Origin of the sequence: Roseibium sp., from assembly GCF_965229775.1 — a bacterium.
Lineage (GTDB): Bacteria > Pseudomonadota > Alphaproteobacteria > Rhizobiales > Stappiaceae > Roseibium.
The window spans coordinates 2,187,486-2,214,461 of the sequence record NZ_OZ245929.1 but is presented as its reverse complement, the minus strand read 5'-3'; the positions used below and the strand labels follow the sequence as shown (position 1 = coordinate 2,214,461).

The window sequence follows — 26,976 nt, the reverse complement described above, 5'->3', positions numbered from 1 at the left end:
CCGGGCTTTGCTTACGCAGCGTTTTGCAGGCATGATGGACCTATTCACAGAATTTCGAGGTGCATCATGGCCAAATACCTGCGTCTGCGCAGCGGCGTCGCGCCGCTTGTTTTGTTCGTTACTTTTGCGCTTTCGTTGCCCGCCTGGGCACAATCCACTTACCTCAACGACAAGAAATCGTTCGACATCGCATGGACGACTCTGACCAAAGAGATCGGCGACAGCGATCTTCTGTGGCTGAGGATCGAGCCTGACAGTTTCTCGGTGATTGCCGCGACAGGGTGGGACGGCGAAGAATTCAACCTCTGGTCCGTGAGACGCAACCTGGGCGATCCAGGCTCCGTGGATGAACTCCACGGTCCGATGCATATGGCCGATGGTCCGAAATTCATCGTGTCGCCGGAGCGTTTCAGCCAGGCGGAGCTGCAGATTTCGAAGGTGTGGTCGATCTTGAGCGACGCACCGGACAACCTGCCGACCAAAAAACCGGGAACGGTGACCGCTGCAGCGGCCTCGCTCGGCCGGGTTCTCGGCCAGGCACACTGGTCTTTGAAGTGGAACATCTCGGTCCGAAGCGAGCGCGAGCACGGCCAGGTCTATGCGCTGGCCGATGGCCGATTCGACGGGGCCGATATCAGTCACACAGAGCGCGGCCGCTCAATGAACCTTCGGACCCAGTCCGACTGGCCTTTCGATGAGGCTGAAAACCGCTTCGCCGACGTCATCGGCACCGGTGAACACGTCTATGAAATCAAGGTTCTGACCCATGGTGTCGAAATCGATGCCGTGTCGCCGGCCGATCCGGGAGCGATCCAGGACTATCGCTGGAACGGCGGCAGCTACCGGCGGGGCATCGGCGGCAGACCGGTTTCGATGTACACGCTGACGGGCCGCAGTCAGCCATTTTCCATCACGAAGAGCGGCCTGGCCCGCCTGCCACAGATCCTGGACGCCGCGCGCGCGGAAGCGCCGGCAGGCTGGAGCCATATCGATGACGTCGTGGCAACCCGGCCGCCCCCGGCAGGCAAGGAAGCGGGCGTCCTCTGGGAAATCAGTTTCCAGAATGCATCCGGCGGGCGCGAAGAGGTCGTGGTGCGCGTGCGCCCCGATGCCAGCATCTATTCGGTCGCGCTTCCGGAAAGCCTGCGCGCATTTGACAGCTATCTCTCGATCAAGGGCATGTCGGAGGCCTTCGTGCAGTTTCAGGGGACTCTCGGCACGGACGTCAAATTCTTTGAAATGACGTTCCGGGAGGATCGGGCCAGCATCGTGCTGCCCGATCCCGAGGCCAGCGGCAACGTGGTCGAATACACGCTCGGCAGCAGCGGTGTGTCGCGCGGTTTTTCGCGGCCGCGGATCATGGAAAACGACGCGGACCTGATCACCTTCACGCAAGCCGCCGGATTTCACCCGCAGCTGGTCACGGATGTTCCCGAGATGCTGATCAAGGCCTTCAAGGTCGAGAATGCCGAAGTGTTCATGATCAAGCTGTGGAACGGCGCGCCGTTCTACAAGGATCCGAACGGGGCCCTGTTCCTGCAAATGCGTGTCGGCGTTCCGCCGCAGCACAGCAACAGCGGGCACGCGGTGTTCCGATATGACGGCGAATATGTCGACGGAGGGCGTTAGCGATTTGTGTCGCGGTCCCCGTCATGCCTTGGCTTTTGGGGAATTGGGCGAAAGGCAAAGGCCAAGTCCTGAGGTATCGTGGAGAGCAATTGAACACGGACCAAAGCCAAAGTCCCCTCTCCCGCTGGGAGAGGGTTAGGGTGAGGGATCAGAGGGCTGCCTATCTCGCCGTGGTTTGTCCCCTCACCCGGCGCAGTCGCGCCGACCTCTCCCCATGGGAGAGGTAACCGATGTCCGGCTACCAATTGACCCCCTCGACCCCAGGCAAAAGCCTCTTGGTCTTCTCAAGCTCGGGCAATAAGGGGTACTGGTTCCCGGTCTTGCCGCTTGCGCAGCAAACCGGGATGACAAATTCGGGAACCAGCTTCGCATCCTGACTTGGCAGCGGAGACATGAATCTTGGCGTTCGACAGTAACAACATGCTCCGGGTGCGTTGCGCTCACGCTGATATCTGGATTCCGGATCAGCGTTAGGCGCTGCCTCGCTTGTCCGGAATGACGTGTCTGTTGATGCGCAAACGCAAGGGAATTGCGTCTCCGTTTATCGGCATTTGAGGGACCCCAAGGTGAAACGGCACGGCATGGATTGCCAGATCAAGTCTGGCAATGACCCGGATGGATTTGCTGTCAGCTGCCAGCAACCAAGCGCTTCACACCGAATTCACCGCCTTCAATCCGCCTGCCGCATATTCGGGCACACTTGCGCCAAGCTTCAAGCCCAGTTCCGGATTGGACGCATTGCCGTCGAGGGCGCGTTTCTTGACGCCCTGCAGGATGGCGCCCATGCGGAAGAAGGCAAAGGCGAGGTAGAAGCCGAAAGCCGGAATTCCGGGCAGTCCTGCGCGGCCGCAATAGGCGTCGATAAATGCCTGGTCCCCGGGGATTCCGAGCGGAGCCCGATCGACCCCGGCGAGGCCCCTGCCTTCCGCCCCCGGGGGGCGCTGCCATTGCATGACGAGCGCGGCGAGATCGGCGAAGGGATGGCCGATTGTCGAGAGCTCCCAGTCCAGCACCGCCACACAGTCCGGACCGTCTTCGGCAAACAGCATGTTGTCGATACGGTAGTCGCCGTGAACCAGCGTACGGCGGCCATCGTCCTCCGGCACGTTCCGGTCGAGCCAGCCGATCAGTTCGTCCATCGCCGTGATTTGTTCGGTTTCGCTCGCCCGGTACTGCTTGGTCCACCGGTCGATCTGACGCCTGTAGTAATTGCCCTCCGGCCCGAAATCCGACAGGCCGCGCGCGTCCAGATCGATCGCGTGGATCGCCGCGAGAACCCGGTTCATCCGGTCGTAGATCCCGGTGCGCAGACCCTTGTCGAGACCCGGCAATCGCGGATCGTCGAAATTCCGGCCGCGCACCAATTCCATGACATAGAAGGCGGACCCGATGACGTCTTCGTCCTCGCACATGACATGCATCTTCGCGACGGGTACGTCCGATCCGGCCAGTGCTTTCTGGACACGGAACTCGCGGTCGACCGCATGCGCGGATTTCAACAGGACACCGGGCGGCTTGCGGCGCAGGACGTAGTCTCCGGAGGTGGCGCGCAAACGGAAGGTCGGGTTGGACTGACCGCGATTGAACTTTTCCGCCCGGACCGGACCGGCGAACCCGGCGAGGTTCCCCTCCAGCCAGCGACCCAAGCGCTCCAGATCGAGGTCAGCGGTGCCGGTCATCTGTTCTCACCCATGACCCTTTCGCCTCAGCAGTGTTTTCGAAATAGCGCCAACCCGAACCACGACCTCATCCTGAGGAGCTTGCCAAAGGCGAGCGTCTCGAAGGATGGGCCGCTCGCTCATGCGTGTGCCACCCATCCTTCGAGACAGCGCCGTGCGCTTCCTCAGGATGAGGTTGGTGTGGATGCGGCTAAGGTTTTCCTTCCAGTTTTGAAACACGCAATTCAAACCGGTCATCGTCAGACCTTGTCGTTGGTGTATTTCCTGAGCTCCGTTCGGGCGACCTGGCGGCGGTGGACGGCGTCCGGGCCATCGGCAAAGCGGAGCGTCCTCAGATGCGTCCACATGGCGGCAAGCGGGAAGTCCTGGCTGATGCCCGCCGCCCCGTGAACCTGCATGGCCTCGTCGACCACCTTCAGCGCCGTCAGCGGTGCCACCACCTTGATCTTGCTGATCCAGGGCTGGGCCGCGCGCGTTCCCTGCGTGTCCATCATCCAGGCCGCTTTGAGGCACAGCAGACGCGCCATCTCGATTTCCATGCGGGCATCCGCGATGATGTCGTAGTTGGCGCCGAGATCCGTGAGCTTCTTGCCGAAGGCCTCGCGCTGCATCGCCCGCTTGCACAGGAATTCCAGGGCCATTTCCGCCTGGCCGATCGCCCGCATGCAATGGTGAATCCGTCCCGGACCGAGACGCCCTTGCGCCACTGCGAAGCCGCGGCCCTCGCCGAGCACGAGATCTTCCGAAGGCACCCGGACATTGGTGAAGCGGATATGCATGTGCCCGTGCGGGGCGTCATCGGCGCCGAAAACCTGCATCGGCCGCAGCACTTCAATGCCGTCGGCATCGCTCGGGATCAGAAACATGGAATGGCGGCTGTGCCTGTGCGCCGACGGATCAGAGCAGGCCATGACGATGTAAAGCCGGCAGCGCGGATCGCCCGCACCGGTCGCCCACCACTTTTCGCCGTTGAGCACCCACGCGTCGCCGTCCCTGACGGCATTCAGCGAAATATTGGTGGCATCGGACGAGGCGACATCCGGTTCGCTCATGAGATAGGCGGAGCGGATCGTTCCCTCGAGGAGCGGTTGCAGCCAGCGCTCCTTGTGAGCAGGGGTGCCGTAACGCTCCAGCACTTCCATGTTGCCGGTATCGGGCGCATTGCAGTTGAACACCTCGGCCGCGATGCCGACCTTGCCCATTTCCTCGGCGAGATAGGCATATTCGACCGTGGTGAGGCCGAAGCCCCTTTCGCTGTCCGTCAGCCAGAAATTCCAGAGGCCGCGTTCCTTCGCCTTTGCTTTCAGGCCTTCGAGAATTTCGAGCTGGCGCGGCGTGTGCTGAAAGCGGTCACCGGAAGGATGCCTGCCGACTTCATGATGAAACTCGGTGTCCAGCGGCGCGATCTCGGTTTCGACCATCAGCCGGACCTGCTCGATCAGCGGCCGCACCCGCTCCGTTATGCCCAGATCCATGACGTCTCCCTAAATGATGTGTTTAGCGTTTTCGCACGCGGCCAGAAATTCCCGTTCCAGGCGATCGACCACCGCCGACGCAGGCCCGACCGACGTGATCGCACCAATGCCCTGCCCCGCACCCCAGAGTTCCCGCCAGGCCTTTGGCAGCGGGCTGTCGTCCGGCATGACGCTGACGTCCCATTCCTCCGGCAGATTATCCGGATCGAGCCCGGCGCGCGTCAGGGAGCCTTTCAGGTAGTTAGCTGGATGCCCGGTGAAGAGCGACGAGGTCACGACATCCTCCGCCGCACCGGCCACCATCATGTCCTTGTAGACCCGCTCCGCATTGGCTTCGTCCGTCGCCACGAAGGGCGAGCCGACATAGCCGAAATCGGCACCAAGCACGCGGGCGGCGAGCAGCGCCTCTCCGGTCGACACGGCTCCGGCCAGCAGCAACGGACCGTCGAACCATTCGCGGATCTCGCGAACGAGCGCAAAGGGCGATTGCGGACCACCATGGCCGCCGGCCCCGGCCGCAACGGCGATCAGTCCGTCAGCGCCCTTTTCGACCGCCTTTTTCGCGTAGGTGTTGTTGATGACGTCGTGCAGCGCGATGCCGCCGCAGGAATGCGCCGCCTCGTTCACCTCGACGCGCGCGCCCATGGACGTAATCCAGACCGGAACTCTCCACTTCGCGCAGATCTCCACATCCCGTTCCAGCCGTTCGTTGGACCGGTGCACGATCTGGTTGACGGCAAAGGGCGCGGCCGGTCTGTCGGGATTGGCCTGATTGTGTCTATCGAGCGCCTCGGTGATCTCTTTGAGCCAGAGTTCGAGCATCACCGGTCCGCCCGGTTCGTCGCGGGCATTGAGCGCGGGAAAACTGCCGATGACCCCGGCCTTGCATTGCGCAATCACCAGAGCGGGGCAGGACACGATGAAGAGCGGGGCGGCAATTGCCGGTATCCGCAGGTTCTGAAGGACAGGAGGAAGCCGTCGCGCCGTCAGCATGCCGTCTGCCTTTCACCATCTTGAGCCAGATAGAACCGATTGAGCCAGTCGGCCTTCAACGCGGGACGTTTCTCGCCGTCGATCTCGATGGTCGCCTGCCAGTGAAGGTCGACTTCACCGGGCCGCTCGTCGGTTACACGTGCCAGCGCAAACCGGCCCCGGACCTTCTGCCCGGCCTTGACCGGGTGCAGAAACCGGATCCGGTCGAAGCCGTAATTGATGCCCATTTGCGCCCCCGCGACGTTGGGCTGCGCCTCCTGTCCCATGGCCGAGAGCAGAGACAGGGTCAGAAACCCGTGCGCGATCGTCCCTCCGAACGGGGTCCGGGACGCCTGTTCAGGGTCGACATGAATGAACTGATGATCTTCCGTCACATCCGCAAACCTGTCGATCCGCGCCTGATCGACACGGTACCAGGACGAAACGCCGACTTCCTGCCCGATCAACCGTTTCAGCTCGTCAACCGAAAGCACGCGCGCTGCCACACCTGCGCTCACTCATAGGCCTCCTGAAACAGGTCCGGTCCGGTTTCGACGTTGATGCCGCCGCTGATCGGAAGAATGGCCCCGGTCAGATAAGCGCCGCCACGGCCGCACAGATATTGCAGCGCGGCCGCAATATCCTCCGGCCGCCCGACCCGTCCGAGGGGAACCTGCGCGCCCACTCTCTTTCTGACGTCCTCGTCAGCGGTCGCAAACGCCGTCATCTTGCTGACGAAGGGGCCCGGTGCAAGCGCATTGACCGTGATGCGCTTTTCCGCCAGTTCCTTGGCGAGGATCTTCGTCAGGTGGTGAACAGCGGCCTTGGAGGCTGCATAGCTGTAGGCCCGGTCGCCGTGGGGCAACTCGCCCATCACCGAGCCGACATTGACGACACGCGCGGGGTCGTCATCGCTCGCTGCCCGTTCCAGGAGCGGAAACAGCTTCTGGGTCAGGTGGAACAACCCGGTGACGTTGAGCTGCAGCACGCGCTCCCAGGCAAAATACGGGAATTCGCCGAGGGGCATGCCCCAACTGGTGCCGGCATTGTTCATCAGGATGTGGAGACCGTCGCAGCGGTTGCCGACCTCGGCGCTGAGCGCATCGATGCCTTCCTCGCTCGCGACATCGCCGCCGAAGCCTTCCGCCTTGCCGCTGTACCCGGCAGCGTTCAGCTCTTCGGCCGCCGCGCGGCAGGCGTCCTGTTTTCGGCTGGCGATAAGCACGCGTGCCCCGGCGGCCATCAGACCTTCGGCCGCCATCCGGCCGATCCCGGTCGCTCCTCCCGTCACGAGCGCCGTCTTGCCGGTGAGGCCGAAGAGAACATCAGGGGTCATAAACCACCCTCGGCGCGCTGTTTCCTGAGGGTCAGTTTGGAGACCTTTCCGGTTGCCGTCAGCGGCAGCTGATCGACGAAGACGATCTCGTCGGGCACCTGCCACTTTGCAAGCCGTTCCGCCAGCAGCGCCAGAAGTTCGTCTTCCTGCGGCTGGGCATCCTCGCGCGGGACCACGATCAGCAGGGGACGCTCGTCCCACTTGGGATCGGGCACGGCGATCACCGCACAATTGGCGACGTCCGGGTGAGACATGACGATGTTCTCAAGGTCGAGCGAGCTGATCCATTCACCGCCGGACTTGATGAGGTCCTTGGAGCGGTCGGTTATCTGCAGGAAGCCCTGCGGGTCGATCACCGCAATGTCGCCGGTGCAGAACCAGCCCTCCACGTCGAAAACGGGTTTGGATGCTTCCGGATCTTCGAAATATCCGGAGGTGATCGTGTTGCCGCGCACGTAGAGATGGCCCTGGGACTTGCCGTCGTGAGGCAACCGGTTTCCGGCGTCGTCAACGATTTTCATGTCGACGCCGAAGACACCGCGCCCCTGCGACTGCTTGCGATCGATACGCTGCTCCTGCGGCAAGTCCGCCATGTCAGGCGGCAGATTGCACTGGGTTCCGAGCGGGCTCATCTCGGTCATGCCCCAGGCATGGCAGACATTCACGCCCCTGGTCTCGAATGCCTCGATCAGCGTCCGGGGGGCGGCGGAGCCTCCAATGACGACATCGCCGAACCCGTCCGGGAGACGGCCCCGCTGATTGATCTCGTTCATCAGGCCGAGCCAGACCGTCGGCACTCCCCACGCGGAAAAGACCTTTTCGCGGTCCAGAAGATCAAACAGGCTCTTCCCGTCCAGCGCGCCGCCCGGAAAGATCAGGCTCGCGCCCGACAACGGCGCGGCGTAAGGCAAGCCCCAGGCGTTGACGTGAAAGAGCGGGACGACCGGCAGGATTCGGGTTCCCTCCTGCAATACCTTCGGAATGGTGATGCACAGCGTGAGGGCGTGAAGCAGGGTCGAGCGGTGCGAGAACAGGGTGCCTTTCGGATTGCCCGTCGTCCCGGACGTGTAACAGAGGCCCGCCGCCTGGTTCTCGTCGAAATCGGGCCAGTCGATCTCCCCGGGCTGTCCTTCAAGGAGCTCTTCGTAACAAAGGGCCCCCTCGAGCGATGTCTGCGGCATGTGCGCCCTGTCGGTCATGATGACCACAAGAAGGTCTTCAGGCAGGTGCTGCTTTAGTTTCTCGATGATCGGAACGAAGGTGGTATCGCAGAAGAGGATCCTGTCCCTTGCGTGGTTGACGATATAGATCATCTGCTCCGCGGACAGGCGCGGGTTGATGGTGTGGCAGACGGCCCCGATGCCCGATATCGCGTAATAGAGCTCAAAGTGCCGGTACCCGTTCCAGGCAAGCGTCGCGATCCTGTCGCCCGGATTGACGCCATGCCTTCGCAGCCCGTGGGCCAGTTGCGCCACGCGCTGCGCCGTCTCCCGATAGGTGGTTCGGTGGATATCGCCTTCCGTTCGCACGGAAACGAGTTCGCCGTTCGGATAGTTGGCCGCGGCAAAGGTGATGATGTCCGCAATCTTCAGCGGACGTTGCATCATCTGTCCCTTCATTCGTGTCCTCCCAAACACCGTTGCGTTTTCGCAATCGCTCAAAGGGTTAGGTTATGTACTCCAAACCGTAGCGCGCATGTCGCGTTCTGGAAAGCGGGGTTTGCGGAATTCCTTTGACAGCGAGCGTCTGTTGCGCCAAACCCCTGCTCGAGCCGCGAGACTGCCGACCCGAGGATTGAATTTACCCAATGGCCCAGAAACTGGTCATCGCCGTTTGCACGGCGCAGCGTCCGAATATGCTCAAGGCGTGCCTCGACAGCCTGGACAAGCTGGTCCGGCCGGACGAGACGGATCTGTCGGTTGTTGTCGTCGAGAACGACACCGTGCCCTTTTTCACCGGCGAGGCTGCGGACGCGGTGAGGCAAGCGCTCACCATACCGGTCTTCTTCCATCACGAGCCGCGCAGGGGCATTCCCTTCGCCCGCAACACGGCGCTGGAGGCGGCGCTGGAACTCGACCCGGACTGGATCGCCCTGATCGACGATGACGAGCGCGCCGAACCCGACTGGATCGGGAAGCTGCTGGCTGCCTGCAAAACCTTCGATGCAGAGGTCGCCAACGGCCCGGTGCGGCGGATCTACGAAAAGCCGGCGCCGCACTGGTGGAAGTCGCAGCTGCTGAAACCCCGTCCGACGGGAACCGAGATCACGGAAGCGCCGACCAACAACGTGCTGATCAGCGCCCGCATCGTGCGGTCTGACGGACTGGCTCTGAGATTTGACGAAAGACTGACCTTCGGCAGCGAGGACATCGACTTCTTCCGCCGCACCCACGCGGCGGGTGCCAGGATGATCTGGGTCGACGACGCCTTTGTCGAAGAGGACATTCCGGCGTCGCGCGTGACCACGAAACGGCTCTTGAGCCGGATGCACATGGCGGCAACCTCCGGAGCGTTCAACATCGTTCTGCGGGAAGGCCGGGGCAAGGCCGCGCTGCATTTCATCCCGAAGAGCGCCCGGCGCATGTTCTTCGGTCTTCTTGCGACGATCGTTGGTTTTGTCCTGAAGCCGTTTGCGCACAAACGCGGCGAGAAACTCTACTACTACGGTCTCATCCGCCTGATGAAGGGATCCGGCAACCTGCGCGGTCTCTTCGGAAGGGCACACAATTACTATGATGTCATCGATGGCAACTGACCCGGTGTCCGCTCAACGCAAACTCGCGCATATCCACCTCGGCGTCGATGGCGGCGCGGAAAAGTTTTTCGTGCGCCTGTCCCGTGCGCTCGCCAAACGCGGTGTCGAACAGATCGCCTTCATCCGGCATGACAGAACCTGGCGGGACGAGCTTGCCGAGCATTGCGACGTACGCGAACTGAAATTCAGCCGCTCGCATTTCAAGCGGCATTTCGTGCGCTGGGGCATCGCCCGTGACATCAGGCATTTCGGAGCGGGCGCAACCCTCGGCTGGATGAGCCCGGCCAGCAAGTGGCTGCCGAAGCCCGGTCCCGACATGCGCACATTCCTGCGTCTCGGTGACTTCCCCGACGGGTTCCATACCTACGGCAACGTGCAGAACCTGATCGGCAATACACCGGAAATCATCCGGCAGGCGGTTGAGGCCGGCTGGCCCCAAGAGCGCGCCCACGTGATCAGCAATTTCGTGGACCCGCTGCCGGACACGCTCGCACCCGCCAGCCGCGCGCAATTCGACACGCCGGACGACGCAACCGTCCTGATCGCGCTTGGACGTTTCGTTGAACGCAAACGCTTCGACCTCTTGATCAAGGCCCTTGCCCGGCTGCCCGAAACCGTTCACGCCTGGCTGATCGGGGACGGAGACCTGCAGGAAGACATGCGCCGCCTTGCGCGGGACCTGGGCGTTGAGAACCGCACGCATTTTCTCGGGTGGCAGAGGGATCCGTCCCCATTCCTGAAAGCTGCGGACATTCTCGTCTGCCCGACCGACGACGAACCTCTGGGAAATGTGGTTCTGGAGGGCTGGAACGCCGGCTTGCCGGTCGTTGCGACCGCGTCGCCCGGACCAAGCTGGCTGATCGAGCATGGCAAAACAGGGCTTTTGTCCGAGTGCGGCGACACGGACGGCCTGGCGCGGCATCTCTTGCAATTGCTGGAGAACCCGGCCGAAGCCGAACGGCTTGTGACGGCATCAGCGGCACGCCTGAACGAAGGGTATTCCGAAGACGGCATTTGCGCGCAGTACGAGACGTTGATCTGGAACCGGGGAGGTTGAAGCGTGAAAAAGAAAAAAAGACTGCTTAACTTCATCTTCGGGCGCGAAAGCCTCGACAGTTTCTCACGGCTCTTCAACCTTTACGCCCGCGCCAGCCGCATCCTGAACAGCAAAAGCCCTTGGAAAGTCGCAACGGCCATCCGGAAGGGTGCGATCGTTGTCACCGACGACGAAGACAACAGTATCTCGATCCTGCACCAGAGACGCGTGGGTTTTTACCGGTACGGCGTGAAAAGGCGTGTCACGGACCTCCTGTCCGACTACTTCATATTTCCGGACGAGATCGAAGACGGCGATGTCGTCATCGATTGCGGCGCGAATATCGGCGAAATAGGTCTGGGACTGAAACTCGCGGGCAAATCGGTCCGCTACATTGCCTTCGAACCGGGAGAGGGCGAGATGTCCCGATGCCGGCTGAACAACCCGGACGGCACCTGCGAACAGCTCGCGCTCTGGCACGAGAAAACCACGCTGAAGTTCTTTGAAAAGTCGAACACAGCGGATTCCTCGCTGATCGAATTTTCGGGATATGACAGCGTCACGACAATCGAAACGACGACACTGGATGCCTATTGCCTTCAGAACGGGATCGAAGAGATCAAGGTGCTCAAGATCGAAGGAGAAGGCGCGGAACCCGAGATCCTGCGCGGCGCCGAGGAAACGCTGAAACGCGTCAAATACATCTGTGTTGATTGCGGGCCGGAGCGCGGCCTTGCGAAGGAACCGACACTGCCTGCGGTGTGCCAGTTGCTGGTGTCACGCGGCTTCAGGTTCGACAAGGTTTCGCCCAACCGGCTGATTGCGCGCTTCGTGGCTGCCGATTGAAGTGGACACGTGACTTTACTACTGTGGCGCTGAACGCGATGGTTCGATTGCGAGCGTCAAATTGCCCGTGAATTCGACTTTGAAAACCCGTTTCACCCAGCAAAACCAGAATTCAAAGATGTACGAAGACAAACTGAACGAATACAAAGCGAATTTGAACTCTGGCAACGACAAGCATTTCAGAGCCAAGCACTATTTGAGCATGCATGCGCTGATCTCTCAGCTTGAGAACCCCACCATGCTCGAACTGGGCGTGCAATCGGGAAACTCGACCAAACTGTTCCTGAACGCCCTGCAGGACAGCGACCGCGGAACGCTCGTGTCGGTGGACATCGCCGACTGCTCGACGGTTGCGAGTTCGCCCAAATGGACCTTTATCAGGTCGGACTCAGCGGACACCGACAACATCCTCAACCATGCCCCCTGGCTCAAGGACGGGATCGATGTTCTTTTCATCGATTCCCTGCATACCGTGGACCATGTCTACAAGGAAATTTACGGCTTCTTTCCGTACCTGAAGAAGGGCGGCGTCATTTTCATGGATGATGTCGACAGCGCTCCTTACGCGGAAGGAGAAGAGATGGACAGCTTCTACGTTGAAACGGAAAATCGACAGATACTGAACTTCATCAACTGTGTTTTCGAGGCCAACATGGATCGGCTCGACCTGTCGATCCACCGGGGCTGGACCGGGCTGGCAAGACTGGACAAGCGCTCGGATTTCATGACACAGCTCAACGAGCCAAAGGGTCTGAAGGTGCGCCAAAGCAGACGCATGTGGAAGCTGAAACGGTCACTGAAAAAACGCAAGATCATCTGAAGCCGGTCGATTTGCAAATACGGCTCCGCCGATCTCCCTCGCCGGTTCACCGGGCAAATCCGGTCACAGCTTCTGCCAGCTTTTCGGAATCAGGTCGCGCGCATCGTGGGTCGATGACCTGAACCACTGCGCCGGCGCAATCACGTGTTTGTCCTGCCGCGGGTTGAGCCAAGCACCCCACCAACTGAACGAACTGTTCGCCACGACATGCGCCCGGCAGGAAGCCATCAGATGCATGTCCTGGACATCCTTGCCGTCATCCTGGGGCTCGACAAAGGTCATCGAGGGATAGGAGGGCAGATTGTCCCTGGTCCAGGAGATATCGTCGGAGAAAACGAAAAGCTGCATGTCCTCGAACTTCGATGCCATCTCCGACAGCGCGGCGGCATACCAGTCAGGATCACAGGTCCCGTGTATCGCGTTCGTCTTCGCGTTGGAAACATAGTCTCCGCGCCGCACATGGACCGAGACAGCAGTCTCGGCCGCCCTGATTTTCGAAAGGGTTTCCAGCCGCGCCGGTGTGTACTCCGATTTCAGCTGAAAGTCGGACCGTATGACCTCCGCCACATCGGAAAAGTAATTCTCGGACTGCCAGTACCCAAACAGATAGGAGGGCGTGCTGATCGACTTGATTTCAGGAGCGAACGGCAAACCGGCTTCCTTCACTTCGACACAGCGCGCCGACGGGAACAGCAAGCGTGCAAGGGGCTGATGCCGGTGCCTGGACCACGCCGTTCTTTCCAACCGGGTAAGGGGCTCCGCGTTGATCGCAAACTGGTCGAGCACGTAGTCGCGCAGCCTGTCCTTCTTCATGTCCGAGAGATCGAGCCGGAAACTCTGACGTGACGCAAGCGAAACCGCACGGCCGCAGGCGTACTGAAACATCTGGTTGCCCGCGCCGCCCTCTATCCTGGAGATGATCAACTTGGTTTTCCGGCTTTCTGGAGGTCTTTTTCTAGGTTCAGTCCGTTTCTGATCTTGAAAATCTTCCGCTTCACGTTGTCTTTCAGCCGGTAGTACCTGCGTTCAAGGGGAAATCGCCTGGAGCGGCTGGACCGGGGCCCGCGCCCGACACCGTCCCAGATTTCCGATTGCTCGTTGGTCTGGGCGATGTGCGTGACCGCGAAGGGATAAATTGCGCAGCAACCGACGCCGTGATCCCAGTATCTGTCCAGAAGACAGTCAACCGGTTCGAACCAGACGTCGGCGTGTTCCAGAAACCGCGCCGCAGCCCAGGGGGCGATCGCATAGCAGGATGTTCCGGACGGGTTCTGAACGAACTGGATGATTTTGTGACGGGACCCGACATCCTCCCGGATGAAGAAATCACGCCGCTTGTGGGACGATAGCCGCAAGAGACCGTAGTCCTCGATTTTCTCACCGGCGATCCGGAAACTTTCGTCAAAGTCATCGGCCAGCTCGATGTCGTCTTCCATGATCAGCAGAGGGCGCTGTTCACGCACGAAAGTTTCCCACAGGAGATAGTGGCTGGCGAAACAACCCAACTCGCCCGGAGCCAGCTGAAATCCATAGCGTATCTCGGCCAGCCGGCGATCATGTTTCGCGAACAGGGGATGTTCGCCGGCCTTCCCGTCAATCGCTTCGAAGTACCGGAATTCAAGGCCCTTCCCGGCGAGGAGCTTGTCCATTCTCTACTTGCGGTCTGTTGACCGGGCCATATTGACTACGTGTATTTCCAGCAAAAACGTCACTCACAGTTCGCCGCCATTTCCGGCCTTGCTAGATACATCAGGCTGCAACGGCATTCAACCGAGCCGCCGGTGCAGCTGCCGCGACCGATACCTTGTCTTGCCGCCGTCTTTGACGCGGAAATCCGCAATCTATATCGTCGCGCGCGTCACGCGCGCCGGCAGGAGAGCCGCACCGGCTGGACGCGCGAAACCTGGCACAAGATTTAACGGGGCAATATGCATGTTCAACAAGACCGCGCTGCGATCCGAACCTTGATTTTCCACCCGAGAGCCGTGCTAGAACGAACCCGGACATCGGCGGCGCGCGGCCGTTCAAACCTGTCGTCCCAACGTGATGCGGGGATGAAGCCGCAAAGACACGGCGGCAGCGCGCCCGGAACCAAAACAGTGATAAAGCCCTGACATCATGGATCATTCTTCTTTCGACAGTAACAAAACGGTCGTTTTCACTGTCGTGAACAATCAATATGTCCGCCTGGCCGCGGCCTGGGCGACGGGGGTTCGGGAAAGCACCGGTCTCGATCCGCTCCTGATCTGCACGGATCCGGCTTCCTATCGTCAGCTCACAAAGGCCGGCTTCCGATGTGATGACCAGTTCGTTTCAAGCGCCTATTCCGACCGGGAAAAAACGGTCTGGAAAGACAGCGGCTTCGATAGTGACAGCGCCACACACGCGATATCGCTGAAATTCCCCTCCGCGCTTTCGTATCTGGAACAGGGACAGAACGTCATCTTCAGCGACGCGGACGCGATCTGGCTGAAAAACCCGTTCCCGGAGCTGCCTTCCAACGCGTTCGATCTTGCCTTCCAGCCCGGCTCCTTTCCAAGGGGCAACAAGGAGGCCTGGGGCTTTGCAATCTGCACCGGCTTTTTTGCGCTTCGGGCCAACGATGCCACGCGGCGGTTATGCGCGGAGCTGGTGGACGCCTTTGCGGGAGACGACCAGATCTGCATGAACCAGCATCTTTTGGAAAACTACGATCTCGAATGGGAAAAAAGACCCGAGGGATGGGAGCATTGCGATCTCGAAACCGGCTGGGTTACGCCCGTTTCCGGGCAGAGCCGTCTCAACGGCCTGAAACTGGCGGCATTGCCCCACGCGAAGTTCCAGCGTCACGGCACCAACCGGGACTGCGTGAAACACGCAATCATCTGCCATCCGAATTCTCCGAAATCTGAAAAGAAGAAATTCAAGGCGTTCAAAAAGCTCTCGATCTCGCTGAAAGTGCCCGCACGATTGAAGGTCTCGGGAAAGGTGCAGAACTTTTTGCAATCCTTCAGGTAGCGCGGCGCCGCCCATCGAGGAACGCGGCCCGACCTTGCGCATCCGGCACTCCGTCACGGTGGCGGAACCGGCGAAAGACTGGCCCGATTGCATGCACACCGGGCGAGACATCGGTACCCGGGACATCTGCAAGGATTGGTTTTGCGCCACCTTGCCTTGCTAAATCACGGAAACATGCCGTATTACCGGCCACACAAATGGCCGTGCGGTGCCGGTGCACCGCTGAGACGCCTTCGCAATTCAGCAATCAAAGCAGAACAGACGGCATCCCTGGAAAGGTGCATCATTGGAGATCGGCAATGAATGAAAACGGAGCGGCCGAAGCTGGAGCGCCCTTTCCGGAACGACTGAACTGGCACATTGTTTCCTATCCGCGAAGCGGAAACCACGCCGTGCGTGCCCTGGTCGAATACGTAACAAAACGTCCGACGGTCGCTTCGCTCGAGGGAACGGAATCGGACAAGGCGATCTACCTTCGCAGCGCGAACCAGGCTGCGAATGTCATCAAGATCGACGACGATGAACCGGTAGGTTACAAGGCGCACTCTCTTCAACGACTTGTCGAGAACGCGGCAAGGTCGCCCTCTCCCTTCGGGTTGATCCTGATCACCCGCGACCCGGCGGATGCAATCGTGTCGCATCTCTATCCGAAATACGAGAGATGGAAGTCCAAGCTCGAAAAAAAGCGACTGTTCTTCGCCAAGCACAGAAGAAAGACCTGGGAAGAATTCAACTGGCGGGCGGAAATCAGGGACAACTACAACAGCTACCTGAGCTGCGTCTTTGCCTATCTCGCCTGGAAGGACGGCCAAGAATTCACTTGAAATACGAGGACCTTACCAGAGACGGATATGCGTTTGCACAGTCATTTTCGCAAAAGCTGGGAGCCGACGGAACCCTGGATCCGTCCGAGACCGAGACAGTCCTGTCCCTGTCCAGAGACAGCCTGAATCGCAAGGCTGGGCGCAAACGGGATCCCGAGCTGGTCGGTGAGCTGCAAGGGCTGATCGCAAAACACGGAACCTATGACGAGATTCTGGACATCATAGACACCTGGTGATTTGAGGCAGGACATTCGCAACCGGGCTTGTGGGGATGAGCTTGAATATGACGAACAAGAAAGTATCGGACACGCTGAAAAAGTTCGCCAATCCGCGGTTGTTGCTTCCGGGCGGACGGGCGGACATGCAGGCCTTTGACGCGCTGAGCCACAAACTGGGCAACCTGCACAAGAATGACGAGGTCGAATCGGAGCTCGAAGAGCTGCCGAGCCAGACCTCGCTCAACGAGCGGATGGGATTGTATCGGCTCTGCGCGACCCACTATCGTGGTGACGGTGAGATCTGGGATGTCGGAACCGCCGCCGGCGGGTCGACCTACTGCATGGCCCGCGGATTGAAAGACAACGCCGCCGTGGCGCATCGTGCGATCAAGGGGTTTGATCTCTTCGGCGGGTATTCGCTGGAGGCTTTCGCGAAGCATCCCGCAATCAAGGAATACGTCAAGAAATCCCGCGGTGCTGCCAACGACCTGGACCTGTTTCGGCACCTGAACCGCGACTTTTCGGAATTTGTTGATCCGGTGCAACTGGATCTGTCCGTGGATTTCGCGCCCTATTCGAAAACCGACAGTGTTGAAGTCGTTCACCTGGACTCGGCCAAATCGCTGGACTTGTGGCAGGCGACATTTCCGGTCATCGCTGAAAGCCTGCTTCCAGAAGGATCGTGGCTTATCCTCCAGGATTTCGAACGATGCCGGCTGCCGTGGCACTGGATGATGACCGCGGACCTCCTGAGAAACGGGATCGCCGAAATTCACTCCGTTTATGAAGGCGGTACGGTTCACTTGCGCCTGCATGAGAAGATTCCCGCCGACATCGTTGATCAGAACGTTGCCTTCGACTACACGGAAGACCAGATCGCGGAGAACGTGGCGCTGGTTTGTGACTGGTTCGTGGCCCGGCCTCATTTCCTTGCGCACTTCAACGGCGAATTTACCGATGTCGTGTGGGGCGTCCTGGCATATGCGCTCAAGTTTCGCGGAGACGAAACGCTGAGCAAGCTTTGCGCCAGGAACCTCACCAAGGACTTCTTGAGAAAGAACAAGATCTACGCGATGGAGCTCTGATTTCGCCCAATCATCGACAGGCAGACCTGATGGAAACCGGGGTGCGCCGCCAACGTGCGAAGCGAATACATTCCCTGAAGGAACATCCGGCTCTGCGCTTGTTGGGGAGCGCCCCCAACACCCATTGACTCTGGCTGATTTTTGCCGCTTCCATCGCACGAAGAGATAGAAGACTGCGAACTGACTGCCATCAGACAAGCGTCACGTGAACAAAACCCACTTGGAAACAATTCGAAACAGGAGAAAACAATGGCAGTTGATAAGCCCGAAGCGGAACTCTACGGCGGGAAAGCAGGCCAGGATAACTGGAAAACGCTCGAGGCAATCATTGCAAAATACGATATTCCGCTCCGAGACGTCCTGGAATCCTTTGCGATCTACACGCGCAGGATCAACGTCACCCGTTTCCTTGCCCACTACGAACTCTACAAGCTCATCGCCGACAAACCGGGTTCCATCGTCGAATGCGGCGTCTACCAGGGCAACAGCTTCTTCGCTTTTCACAAGTTCCTGGAAATCTTCCATCCGGGCGACCGTATCCGGCACGTCATCGGCTTCGACGATTTCAAGGGCCTGCGCCTGACGGAAGAGGACGGGCCGGAGTATCCGGGCCGCTCGAAAGTGGATGGGGGCTGGAAGTCGGAAGGTTTCAAGGGCGCCTTCGACGAGCTGATGATGCTTCATCAGAACGACCAGTTCGTGCAGGCGTCGAAGAGATGCTTCCTGATCGACGGGGACATCCTCGAAACGGTTCCGCAATATGTTGAAGAGAACCCGGGGCTGCGCATTTCCCTGCTTCATCTGGATGTCGACGTCTTCAAGCCGACCAAAACCGCGCTGGACCACCTCTACGACCGGGTCGTTCCGGGCGGGCTGATCGTTCTGGACGAATACGCCATGATGGAGTGGGGCGGAGAAAGTTCCGCGCTGGAAGTCTTCTTCGAAGAAAGAAAGCTGCCTCAGCCCGACATCAAGACGTTTTCCTGGACCTCCACGCCGTCCGCGTATTTCTTCAAACCCTGGAGCTGACATTGACCCTCTCAAACAGCGACGTCGCGCATTTTCAGGAAAAGGGATGGGCCGTTCTCAAAGGCTTCCTGAGTGCCGAAGAGCTTTCGTCCTTTTACAGCGATTTCAATCGGCTTCTGCTCCTGAAAGCGGGCAAGACGCAGGGCGAACTCAAACCACTTGAAAACCGGGTCGATCTCGAGCTGCTCGTCGATCTGTTCAAGACAGACCGTGCCGGCCTTGGCGCTGTGTACCGGTCACTGAGGCATTTGCAGTCGCTGCAGAAAATGCAGCTGGGGGCAAAGTTCGAGGAGGTCTACCGGAAACTCTTCCAGGACATCGGCATGATCAATGTCTGCCCGTATACCGGAACCAGGATCGATTTCCTCGGCGAAGAGAAGTTTCTCTTCGATTGGCACCAGGACTACCACTACATCCAGCTTTCGCAGGATTCCATCGTGTTCTGGATCCCCTTTACCGACCTGGACAAGGACGGTGCGGTCGAACTGCTGGACGGCTCACATCTCGACGGCTTGAGGCGGGCGAAGATGCTGGACCCGATGAACGAAAACAAGAACGGCGCCAAAACCCTGTCGATCAACCACGACATTGACTTTTCCAAATACGCCAGTTCCATACCAAGTCTCGACGTGGGAGACATGCTGGTCTTTTCCGGTCTGACCGTTCACAGAAGCGTGCCGCAAAAAACCGAACCGGTGCGGGTTACGACCCAGTTTCGCATGGGCAACTTCGACAATGAGGACGCGATCGAAAGAGGCTGGCCCGTTGGGCAACTCGAGGGACGCGCCTTTCACATGGACCACGCGGAATATGTCGATTGAGGCAGTGCGCGTTCCCTTGACTGCGCCTGTGCCAGGCCCATCCGGTCTCTTCCGGGCGGCTTCCTGATCCGTGACCGGCGAACCTCCAAGACCATGGTTTGCCGGTCGCAGATCCAGTGCACTTCAAATTTTGAACCTGGAAGGCGAGCGCGTTCATACGCCTGCGAAACAACCTTGCATCAGGTTGTTGCCTGCTCTTGCGAGATCTCGCGGAATGTTGCCGATTTCCCGCGTCTGCATAGTTTGCTCCGGCATTGCAGCAATGCACAAAAAACAGTGGACGCTCCTGTCGTGATTGAACTAGAAGCGCAGCTTGGCACCACTTCAAGACACGCGGCAACAGAACCTGATGTTGGGAATCGGCAAATACATCAAGAAGAACACGAACTTTCCGACGTTCGTGCAAAGACGCATTTTCTACAGCAGAAACCTCTACAACCTGCTGACGGCCGACGCATCCACCCGCGACTATCACTACATCGACAGACATGTCTACGGGATGAACTACTTCTTCAATGTCGTTCCGGAGTACAAGCTGATCTATGTTGAAGTCTCAAAGGCAGGCTGCAGCACCGTCAAGTCGATCTTGTCGAACGTGTGCTATGGCCACGACTTCAAGGACCAGTTCTACCTTTACCACCGCAGAGAGTCTTCCGGCCTGAAATCGCCGGAGATGATTGGCCCTGAAGGATTCTGCAAGATGTTGCGCGATCCCGAAACGCTGATGTTCACGGTTGTGAGGAACCCTTATCTCAGGCTGCAATCCTGTTATTCAGACAAGTTCGCGGGCGTTCCGTGGGACGCTCCGGACGACCATTTCATGAAGCAATACCGGAAGAACAACCAGTTCACGCAGCCGGATACCTATGTTTCCAACAATGCGATCACTTTCGATCAGTTCATAAAATATGCCTGCGCAACATCGAAAAAGATGCTGAACAATCATTGGAACCTGATGTCGGCAAACGTGCCCAAATCGGTTCCGTCCATTCATGTTGCCAAGCTTGAGACGCTGAACGAGGACATCAAACCGGTCGCGGACAGGCTCGGCGTCGACGCGCAGTTGTTCAGTCCGAGAAAAACGGCCGTCAATACAACAGGCTCGCATGCGTATGGGTCCTTGTGGACCAGCGATCTCGTCAAACGGGTTCAAACCGCCTACCGGGAAGACTTCACCAGGTTCGACTACCCTCTGGAGTTTCCGGGCACCACAACAAACTAGCTGGAAACGGGGCGCTCCGGCAGGCCGCCACGGTTGTTCTTCATCGCCCGGCCCGCAAGGCCCGTGATCTTTTTTTCGCGTCTTTCCAGGCCCTGGACCGGGGTTTGTTTCCCGCCAGAACGCTCTGGTAGTCCTTGGTCAGCACCGCATCAACCATGTTCGCGGCATTGAGCGCCGTCTCCGCTCCAAAAAACTTGAGCGTTTTTCTCTTTTCCTTCCAGCTATTTATCCGTTTTTCAAACCAGCCCTTGCCTGCGTTTTCAGCGGTTTCGGCCGGTTCTTCGGCTGCTTGCCCCGCTTCCCGACTGACGTCGCTGACGATACGTTCGAGCTCAGCCGACAATCCCTTGCGCCGTGCATGCTCCGCGAGGTTGGCCGCGATGACCTTCCGGCTTGCTTCGGGATGAGACGCGGACCCTTTCAAGACGAATTTGTACCAGGCGACATTGTCCACCTTGTCCGCTTCCTCCGGGAAGGCGGCCAGAACCGCTTCAAGCACCTGGAAAACGCCGGCGGGAATACCGCTTCCGATCACGACCGGGTCCTGAAACGGATCGCGGGCGGCTTCGCTGACGAACATTGCGGCCGGACTGCCTTTTGAAAAATCATTCTTCTGATTCCGCGTCGAGGAACCGGTGCTGGCGGGGCTCGATCCGCTGAGCGTGAACGGGTGATCCGCATGGACATGGTCGATTTCCTCGACAATTCCGAGATAGGAAAAATAGATGTCCGGCACGTGAGACTGGAAAAACTCGGACTGCGGCAGCGTCAGCCTGTCGACGCAGGCGCGCGACACGATGCCATGATAGAGCGCCGGGAAACTGTCATCCCAGGTCACCGATGCAGACAGCAAGGCCTCTTTCGGCTCCCTGGCCGGCACTTTGCGGACGGCACCGAACGTGTTGCCATCGGTCATGCGCACCCGTCCGAACTTGCGTGCCGACGTGTCCTCGGGCCACCTGTAGGCCAGGCGCGGCCAGCTCAGGCTGTCCGGCTTGTGAGTCTCGAGAATCGTGCGCAGCGCCGGAAACTGGCCTGGCAGGACTGCGTCGTCATCTCCTATGAACAGGATGTAGTCACCTGACGCCCGATCCAGCGCGAACTGAAAGTTCTGACGCATCGAAATGCGTTTCTCCGTCCTGATGTAATTCAGGCGCGGATCGTCAAACGCCTTCACGACGTCTTCCGTCTGGTCACTGCTCGCATTGTTGCTGACAATCAGCTCGATGTGGTCATCTTCGATTGCCAATGCGGACTGAATTGCCGCGCCGAGATAGGTCGCCCTCTCGCGCGTCGGAATAATTATGCTGATTTTCATGCTGGCATCACAACCCGTTTTGCCGAGCGCTCAGGCCGCAAAGCGACCCAGCGTCAATACCGTGTGAGATAGCGCAGGTCCTAGCAGCTACACCAGTTAAAAATGCAGCCGGATCACCGATTTTTTGGCGGTGTTTGCGCGCAGCGGGCGCGCTTTACTTTCAAAGGCAAACATGTACAAGTCGCCCCATTGAATTGGATGTGGGATAGCCATGAAAGTTGTGATTCTTGCGGGCGGACTGGGAACGCGGATCAGCGAAGAGTCCCATCTGCGGCCCAAACCGATGATCGAAATCGGTGGGCGTCCCATTCTCTGGCACATCATGAAAATCTATGCCGCCAACGGGTTCACCGAGTTTGTCATTTGCTGCGGCTACAAGGGCTACGTGATCAAGGAATATTTCGCCAACTATTTCCTGCACATGTCCGATGTGACCTTTCACATGGGCGAAAACCGGATGGAAGTGCACAGGCAGCAGGCGGAACCCTGGAAGGTCACGCTCGTCGACACCGGCGATGCGACCATGACCGGCGGACGGATCAAGCGCGTCGCGGACCACATCGACGACACGTTCTGCCTGACATATGGCGACGGGGTCGCGGACGTGAATATCGCAAGTCTGGTCAACCATCACAGGGCCTCCGGCCTGGACGCGACCGTGACGTCCATCCAGCCCCCCGGCAGGTACGGAGCACTCGAAATATCGAACGGCCGCGTCACGAATTTCCTTGAAAAACCCCAGGGCGACGGCCAATGGATCAATGGCGGATACTTCGTCTGCGAGCCGAGTGTGCTCGACCGGATCGACGGGGACGATGTTCCGTGGGAAGCCGAACCGCTGGAGAGCCTTGCGCGAGACGGGCAACTCGGTGTCTACAGGCATGACGGCTTCTGGGCCGCGATGGACACGCTTCGTGACAAGATGCAGCTGGAAAAGCACTGGCAGTCCGGAAGCGCTCCCTGGAAGGTCTGGTGACACCCATGGGTTTTTGGCAAGACAAGCGGGTTCTGGTTACGGGACACACCGGCTTCAAGGGAGCCTGGCTGTGTGAACTTCTCCTGGGGCGCGGCGCTCACGTCACCGGGCTGGCCCTCCCGCCCGAAGATGACGGCAGCCTGTTTACCCGGTTGCAGCTCAAGTCGCGAATGCCGGGCGACTTCGTCGACGTGCGGGACGCAGCCGCTGTTGCCGAGGCCGTCGAAGCGGCACGGCCGGAGATCGTCCTGCACCTGGCGGCCCAGTCCCTTGTTCGCCGGTCCTATCGCGACCCGGTCGGAACCTGGGCAACGAATGTCATGGGCACGGCACATCTCCTCGAGGCGCTCCGAAGCCTGTCTGCCCCGATCACTGCCGTCATCGTGACGACAGACAAGGTTTACGAAAACCATGAATGGCCGCACGCCTACCGCGAGAACGACGCCCTTGGCGGCCATGACCCCTACTCGGCTTCCAAGGCCGCAACCGAACTCGTATCGGCCAGCTGGCGCCGGTCCTTTGGCGACAGTCATCTGAAAATAGCGACCGCGCGTGCCGGTAACGTGATCGGTGGCGGCGACTGGGCGGAAGACCGCCTGGTTCCCGATATCATCCGCGCACTCATGTCCGGGCGACCGATCGAGATCCGCAATCCCGCTTCGATACGGCCGTGGCAGCATGTGCTCGATCCGTTGCACGGGTACCTGCTGCTGGCAGAAAAACTGCACGGCTCAAAACCCGGTGCGGCATTCGAAACCGCGTATAATTTCGGGCCGGAGCTTTCCGATGTGAGCCCGGTTGAAACCCTGGTCGAAACCATCCTGTCTCACTGGCCCGGCAATTGGATCGATGCGAGCGACCCCGGGGCAGCCCACGAGGCGGGCCGGTTGTCGCTCACGATCGAAAAGGCAAAGAGCGAACTCGGCTGGAAACCCGTGTGGTCGTTCGAGCGCGCAGTCGAAATGACGGTTGAATGGTACCGGCAGGTCGCGGGCGGAAGCGACGCAGCCCAGATTTGCCAGGCGCAGATTGCAGCTTTCGAGACAGGATCATGAAGTTCACGCCGCTTCCCCTTGAAGGCGCCTACAGGCTCGATCTCGAACGCAAGGGCGACAGCCGCGGCTTTTTCGCCCGCCTGTTTTGCGAAGAGGAGTTTGCCGCTCACGGGCTTTCGAAAGACTGGTCGCAATGCAATGTCTCGCACAGCGCAACGAATGGCACGGTGCGCGGCATGCACTTCCAGCGCCCCCCTGAGGCCGATGCCAAACTGGTCAAATGCATGCAGGGAGCCGTCTTCGACGTGATTGTCGATCTGCGGCAAGGCTCGCCAACCTACGGTGGCTGGACCTCGGTGACGCTCACTGCGGAGGGGGGCGAGATGATCTATGTTCCCGAAGGTTTCGCCCACGGGTTCCAGACCCTGACCGATGACGCGGAGCTGTTGTATTTTCATTCCAAGAGCTATAGCCCGCAACACGAAGGCGGCTTGCTGTTCAGCGATCCGGATGTCGGCATCGTCTGGCCTCTGGAGATCGGCACCCTGTCAGACCGCGACAAGTCCCTGCCGCCCCTTTCCCAGGTGGAACCCATTGCATGACTCAAACCTGCCGCCATTGCGGAACGAAGCTTCACCGCGAGTTTCTCGACCTCGGATATGCCCCGCCGTCGAACGCCTATCTCGAAGCCTCCGACCTGTCTGCACCGGAGGTCACCTATCCGCTCCGGCTGATGGTCTGCGACACATGTTTTCTGGTTCAGACGCAAGACTACACGGACGCCGAGAGCCTGTTCGCAAACGACTACGCCTATTTCTCCTCGACGTCCAAAGGGTGGCTGACCCACGCGGCGCATTACAGCGAGATGATCACGAAGCGCCTCGGCCTCGGGCAGGACAGTTTCGTTGTCGAGGTCGCGTCCAATGACGGGTATCTGCTGCGAAACTTCGTCGAGACCGGCATCCCGTCACTGGGCATCGAACCGACCCGTTCCACGGCACAGGCGGCGGAAGCCCTCGGTGTCAATGTCCTGCAGGAGTTCTTCGGCGAAGCCCTTGCCCTCAAACTCGCGGATGACAGCAGACAAGCCGATCTCATCATCGGGAACAACGTCTATGCCCATGTTCCCGACATCAACGACTTCACCAAGGGACTGAAACAGCTTCTGAAACCGGACGGCGTTATCACACTGGAGTTTCCGCACCTGATGAGGCTGGTCGAATTCTGCCAGTTCGACACGGTTTATCACGAGCACTTTTCCTATCTCTCGCTGGGAACCGTCAGCCGGATTTTTGCCGCGGCGGGTCTCAGGGTGTTCGATGTCGAGGAATTGCCGACCCATGGGGGCAGCCTGCGGATCTACGGATGTCATTCCAACAGCGGACATCGCGATAGCGACGCATTGCAGCGTCTCCTGGCGGAAGAGAACGACCGGGGGATGACCACCCCGGACTTCTACGAGAACTTTCAGCAGCGCGCGGAGAACATCAAGGACCAGTTGCTGGAATTTCTGCTGGATGCCAAACGGAACGGCAAGAAGGTTGCGGCCTACGGAGCGGCGGCCAAAGGCAATACCCTGCTTAACTTCTCGGGCGTGCGGCCGGACCTGGTCTCGTTCGTTTGCGATGCGGCTCCTGCAAAACAGGGAAAGTTCCTGCCCGGCAGCCACATCCCGATCTTCCCGCCCGACATGCTCAGCGAGCGGCACGTCGACTACGTCCTGATCCTGCCATGGAACATCGCCGCCGAAGTGCGCTCGCAACTTGCCGGGCAACTGCCCGACACGGTAAAGTTCGTCACGGCAGTTCCAGAACTCAGACTCTCATGACAAACCGTATCGCGTATACAAAGCCGTCCATCACGGACCGGGAAGTCGCGTATGCAACCGACGCCGCCGCAAACGGCTGGGGTGAGCGCTGCTATGACTATCTCAAGAAATTCGAGACGGCCTTCGCGGCGCACCTGGGAACGGGACACGCAATCGCGACGTCCAGCTGTACCGGCGCACTGCATATGGGCCTGGCCGCCCTCGGTATCGGCCCGGGCGACGAGGTCATCCTTGCCGACACGAACTGGATCGCCTCGGTTGCGCCCGTCCGGCATCTCGGCGCGACGCCGGTGTTCGTCGATATCGATCCGGTAAGCTGGTGCCTGGACCCGGACAAGGTCGAGGCGGCCATCACGGAGCGCACGAAGGCAATTCTCGCGGTGCACCTATACGGAAATCTCTGCGATGTCGGGCGCTTGCAGCAGATCGCTGCAGAGCGCGGCCTCTACCTGATCGAGGATGCGGCGGAGGCCATCGGAAGCCAGTACCAGGGTCGGCGCGCCGGATCGATCGGCACGTTCGGTACCTTTTCGTTCCACGGCACGAAAACACTCACGACCGGTGAAGGCGGCATGTTCGTAACGTCGGACACCGGTCTCTTCGAAAAGGTGCTGACCCTGTCCAACCACGGCAGGTCCCGGAGCCAGCCCAAACAGTTCTGGCCCGACGAACTCGGCTTCAAGTACAAGATGTCCAACATTCAGGCAGCCATCGGGCTTGCCCAGGTGGAGCGGATCGACGACCTGATTGCGCGCAAACGCGAGATTTTTTCGAAATACCGGGAAAAACTGGAGACCTATCAGGGTCTTCAGCTGAACCCCGAACCTCCCGGAACCGTAAACGGCGCGTGGATGCCGACGGTCGTGTTTGACCGGGATCTGGGCGTCACGCGGGACATGCTTCTGGAAGAATTCAAGAAGACCAGCATCGATGCCCGGGTCTTCTTCTATCCGCTTTCCTCCCTGCCGATGTTCACGCCCGAAAAGCAAAACGCCGTTGCATGGGATGTTCCGGAAAGGGCCGTGAACCTGCCCAGCTATCACGACATGAGCGACGCGGATATCGACCGCGTGGCCGACGTCGTCAGGTCATTCCTACGCTGAAAACAACGGCCT

General features: G+C 59.6%; 26 protein-coding genes. 17 read left to right on the top strand and 9 right to left on the bottom strand.

Annotated elements, in window-relative coordinates; genetic code table 11:
* Positions 1–66 precede the first annotated feature (66 nt).
* Complete coding sequence (locus tag ACO07N_RS10095; RefSeq protein WP_421980894.1) at positions 67–1,629, top strand: hypothetical protein; 1,563 nt, start codon at positions 67–69, stop codon at positions 1,627–1,629.
* Between the two features lie 650 nt (positions 1,630–2,279).
* Here the strand turns inward: ACO07N_RS10095 and ACO07N_RS10090 are convergent.
* The 6 genes from ACO07N_RS10090 to ACO07N_RS10065 all read right to left on the bottom strand — a co-directional run bounded on the left by ACO07N_RS10090 (position 2,280) and on the right by ACO07N_RS10065 (position 8,710).
* Positions 2,280–3,308, bottom strand: coding sequence for a phosphotransferase family protein (locus tag ACO07N_RS10090; RefSeq protein ID WP_421980893.1), 1,029 nt, complete (start codon positions 3,306–3,308; stop codon positions 2,280–2,282).
* Between the two features lie 239 nt (positions 3,309–3,547).
* Positions 3,548–4,783 (bottom strand): acyl-CoA dehydrogenase family protein, encoded by a 1,236-nt coding sequence (locus ACO07N_RS10085; protein ID WP_421980892.1) that lies wholly within the window; start codon positions 4,781–4,783, stop codon positions 3,548–3,550.
* Between the two features lie 9 nt (positions 4,784–4,792).
* Entirely contained in the window at positions 4,793–5,776 is a 984-nt protein-coding gene (locus ACO07N_RS10080; RefSeq protein WP_421980891.1) for an NAD(P)H-dependent flavin oxidoreductase, read from the bottom strand.
* Complete coding sequence (locus tag ACO07N_RS10075) at positions 5,770–6,273, bottom strand: MaoC family dehydratase (protein WP_421980890.1); 504 nt, start codon at positions 6,271–6,273, stop codon at positions 5,770–5,772. The genes ACO07N_RS10080 and ACO07N_RS10075 overlap by 7 nt, the downstream gene beginning before the upstream one ends.
* The gene (locus ACO07N_RS10070) at positions 6,270–7,091 is read right to left on the bottom strand and encodes an SDR family NAD(P)-dependent oxidoreductase (protein WP_421980889.1); all 822 of its coding nucleotides are present in this window, start codon (positions 7,089–7,091) and stop codon (positions 6,270–6,272) included. Before ACO07N_RS10070 ends, ACO07N_RS10075 begins: the two co-directional genes overlap by 4 nt.
* A complete protein-coding gene (locus ACO07N_RS10065; RefSeq protein ID WP_421980888.1) occupies positions 7,088–8,710 on the bottom strand; it encodes a long-chain fatty acid--CoA ligase in 1,623 nt (540 codons plus the stop codon). Before ACO07N_RS10065 ends, ACO07N_RS10070 begins: the two co-directional genes overlap by 4 nt.
* Positions 8,711–8,898: 188 nt before the next feature.
* On the opposite strand from ACO07N_RS10065, the gene ACO07N_RS10060 reads away from it, so the two are divergent.
* The 4 genes from ACO07N_RS10060 to ACO07N_RS10045 all read left to right on the top strand — a co-directional run bounded on the left by ACO07N_RS10060 (position 8,899) and on the right by ACO07N_RS10045 (position 12,548).
* The gene (locus ACO07N_RS10060; protein ID WP_421980887.1) at positions 8,899–9,846 is read left to right on the top strand and encodes a glycosyltransferase family 2 protein; all 948 of its coding nucleotides are present in this window, start codon (positions 8,899–8,901) and stop codon (positions 9,844–9,846) included.
* Positions 9,836–10,903 (top strand): glycosyltransferase, encoded by a 1,068-nt coding sequence (locus ACO07N_RS10055; protein ID WP_421980886.1) that lies wholly within the window; start codon positions 9,836–9,838, stop codon positions 10,901–10,903. Before ACO07N_RS10060 ends, ACO07N_RS10055 begins: the two co-directional genes overlap by 11 nt.
* A gap of 3 nt (positions 10,904–10,906) precedes the next feature.
* Positions 10,907–11,728 (top strand): FkbM family methyltransferase, encoded by an 822-nt coding sequence (locus ACO07N_RS10050; RefSeq protein WP_421980885.1) that lies wholly within the window; start codon positions 10,907–10,909, stop codon positions 11,726–11,728.
* Positions 11,729–11,846: 118 nt separating this feature from the next.
* On the top strand, positions 11,847–12,548 hold the full coding sequence (locus tag ACO07N_RS10045; protein ID WP_421980884.1) for a class I SAM-dependent methyltransferase: 702 nt from the start codon (positions 11,847–11,849) through the stop codon (positions 12,546–12,548).
* 63 nt (positions 12,549–12,611) lie between these two features.
* Here the strand turns inward: ACO07N_RS10045 and ACO07N_RS10040 are convergent, their stop codons facing one another.
* Positions 12,612–13,472, bottom strand: a complete 861-nt coding sequence (locus ACO07N_RS10040; protein ID WP_421980883.1) for an alpha-1,2-fucosyltransferase — start codon at positions 13,470–13,472, stop codon at positions 12,612–12,614.
* Positions 13,469–14,197, bottom strand: a complete 729-nt coding sequence (locus ACO07N_RS10035) for a glycosyltransferase family 25 protein (protein WP_421980882.1) — start codon at positions 14,195–14,197, stop codon at positions 13,469–13,471. The genes ACO07N_RS10040 and ACO07N_RS10035 overlap by 4 nt, the downstream gene beginning before the upstream one ends.
* A 469-nt stretch (positions 14,198–14,666) precedes the next feature.
* Between ACO07N_RS10035 and ACO07N_RS10030 the strand changes: the two genes are divergently transcribed.
* The 7 genes from ACO07N_RS10030 to ACO07N_RS10000 all read left to right on the top strand — a co-directional run bounded on the left by ACO07N_RS10030 (position 14,667) and on the right by ACO07N_RS10000 (position 20,744).
* Entirely contained in the window at positions 14,667–15,545 is an 879-nt protein-coding gene (locus ACO07N_RS10030) for a putative nucleotide-diphospho-sugar transferase (protein ID WP_421980881.1), read from the top strand.
* Positions 15,546–15,844: 299 nt separating this feature from the next.
* Entirely contained in the window at positions 15,845–16,369 is a 525-nt protein-coding gene (locus ACO07N_RS10025; RefSeq protein ID WP_421980880.1) for a hypothetical protein, read from the top strand.
* Positions 16,366–16,605 (top strand): hypothetical protein, encoded by a 240-nt coding sequence (locus tag ACO07N_RS10020; protein ID WP_421980879.1) that lies wholly within the window; start codon positions 16,366–16,368, stop codon positions 16,603–16,605. Before ACO07N_RS10025 ends, ACO07N_RS10020 begins: the two co-directional genes overlap by 4 nt.
* Positions 16,606–16,652: 47 nt before the next feature.
* The gene (locus ACO07N_RS10015) at positions 16,653–17,672 is read left to right on the top strand and encodes a hypothetical protein (RefSeq protein WP_421980878.1); all 1,020 of its coding nucleotides are present in this window, start codon (positions 16,653–16,655) and stop codon (positions 17,670–17,672) included.
* A 249-nt stretch (positions 17,673–17,921) separates the two neighbouring features.
* Positions 17,922–18,701 carry a TylF/MycF/NovP-related O-methyltransferase gene (locus tag ACO07N_RS10010; protein ID WP_421980877.1) on the top strand — a complete coding sequence of 260 codons (780 nt, stop codon included), beginning with the start codon at positions 17,922–17,924 and terminating at the stop codon, positions 18,699–18,701.
* 2 nt (positions 18,702–18,703) lie between these two features.
* Positions 18,704–19,522 (top strand): phytanoyl-CoA dioxygenase family protein, encoded by an 819-nt coding sequence (locus ACO07N_RS10005; RefSeq protein ID WP_421980876.1) that lies wholly within the window; start codon positions 18,704–18,706, stop codon positions 19,520–19,522.
* A gap of 313 nt (positions 19,523–19,835) precedes the next feature.
* The gene (locus ACO07N_RS10000) at positions 19,836–20,744 is read left to right on the top strand and encodes a sulfotransferase family 2 domain-containing protein (protein WP_421980875.1); all 909 of its coding nucleotides are present in this window, start codon (positions 19,836–19,838) and stop codon (positions 20,742–20,744) included.
* 40 nt (positions 20,745–20,784) lie between these two features.
* On the opposite strand, the gene ACO07N_RS09995 is transcribed toward ACO07N_RS10000, so the two are convergent.
* Positions 20,785–22,062 (bottom strand): glycosyltransferase family 2 protein, encoded by a 1,278-nt coding sequence (locus tag ACO07N_RS09995; protein WP_421980874.1) that lies wholly within the window; start codon positions 22,060–22,062, stop codon positions 20,785–20,787.
* A gap of 211 nt (positions 22,063–22,273) precedes the next feature.
* Between ACO07N_RS09995 and rfbF the strand changes: the two genes are divergently transcribed.
* Genes rfbF through ACO07N_RS09970 form a run of 5 tightly spaced genes read left to right on the top strand, consistent with a single transcriptional unit; the run spans position 22,274 to position 26,964 of the window.
* Positions 22,274–23,038 (top strand): glucose-1-phosphate cytidylyltransferase, encoded by a 765-nt coding sequence (rfbF, locus tag ACO07N_RS09990; RefSeq protein WP_421980873.1) that lies wholly within the window; start codon positions 22,274–22,276, stop codon positions 23,036–23,038.
* 5 nt (positions 23,039–23,043) lie between these two features.
* Positions 23,044–24,093: a CDP-glucose 4,6-dehydratase gene (gene rfbG, locus ACO07N_RS09985; protein WP_421980872.1), complete on the top strand. Its 1,050-nt coding sequence runs from the start codon at positions 23,044–23,046 to the stop codon at positions 24,091–24,093.
* Complete coding sequence (gene rfbC / locus ACO07N_RS09980; protein WP_421980871.1) at positions 24,090–24,635, top strand: dTDP-4-dehydrorhamnose 3,5-epimerase; 546 nt, start codon at positions 24,090–24,092, stop codon at positions 24,633–24,635. Before rfbG ends, rfbC begins: the two co-directional genes overlap by 4 nt.
* Positions 24,632–25,861, top strand: coding sequence for a methyltransferase domain-containing protein (locus ACO07N_RS09975; protein WP_421980870.1), 1,230 nt, complete (start codon positions 24,632–24,634; stop codon positions 25,859–25,861). The genes rfbC and ACO07N_RS09975 overlap by 4 nt, the downstream gene beginning before the upstream one ends.
* Positions 25,858–26,964, top strand: a complete 1,107-nt coding sequence (locus ACO07N_RS09970; protein ID WP_421980869.1) for a DegT/DnrJ/EryC1/StrS family aminotransferase — start codon at positions 25,858–25,860, stop codon at positions 26,962–26,964. Before ACO07N_RS09975 ends, ACO07N_RS09970 begins: the two co-directional genes overlap by 4 nt.
* Positions 26,965–26,976 lie beyond the last annotated feature (12 nt).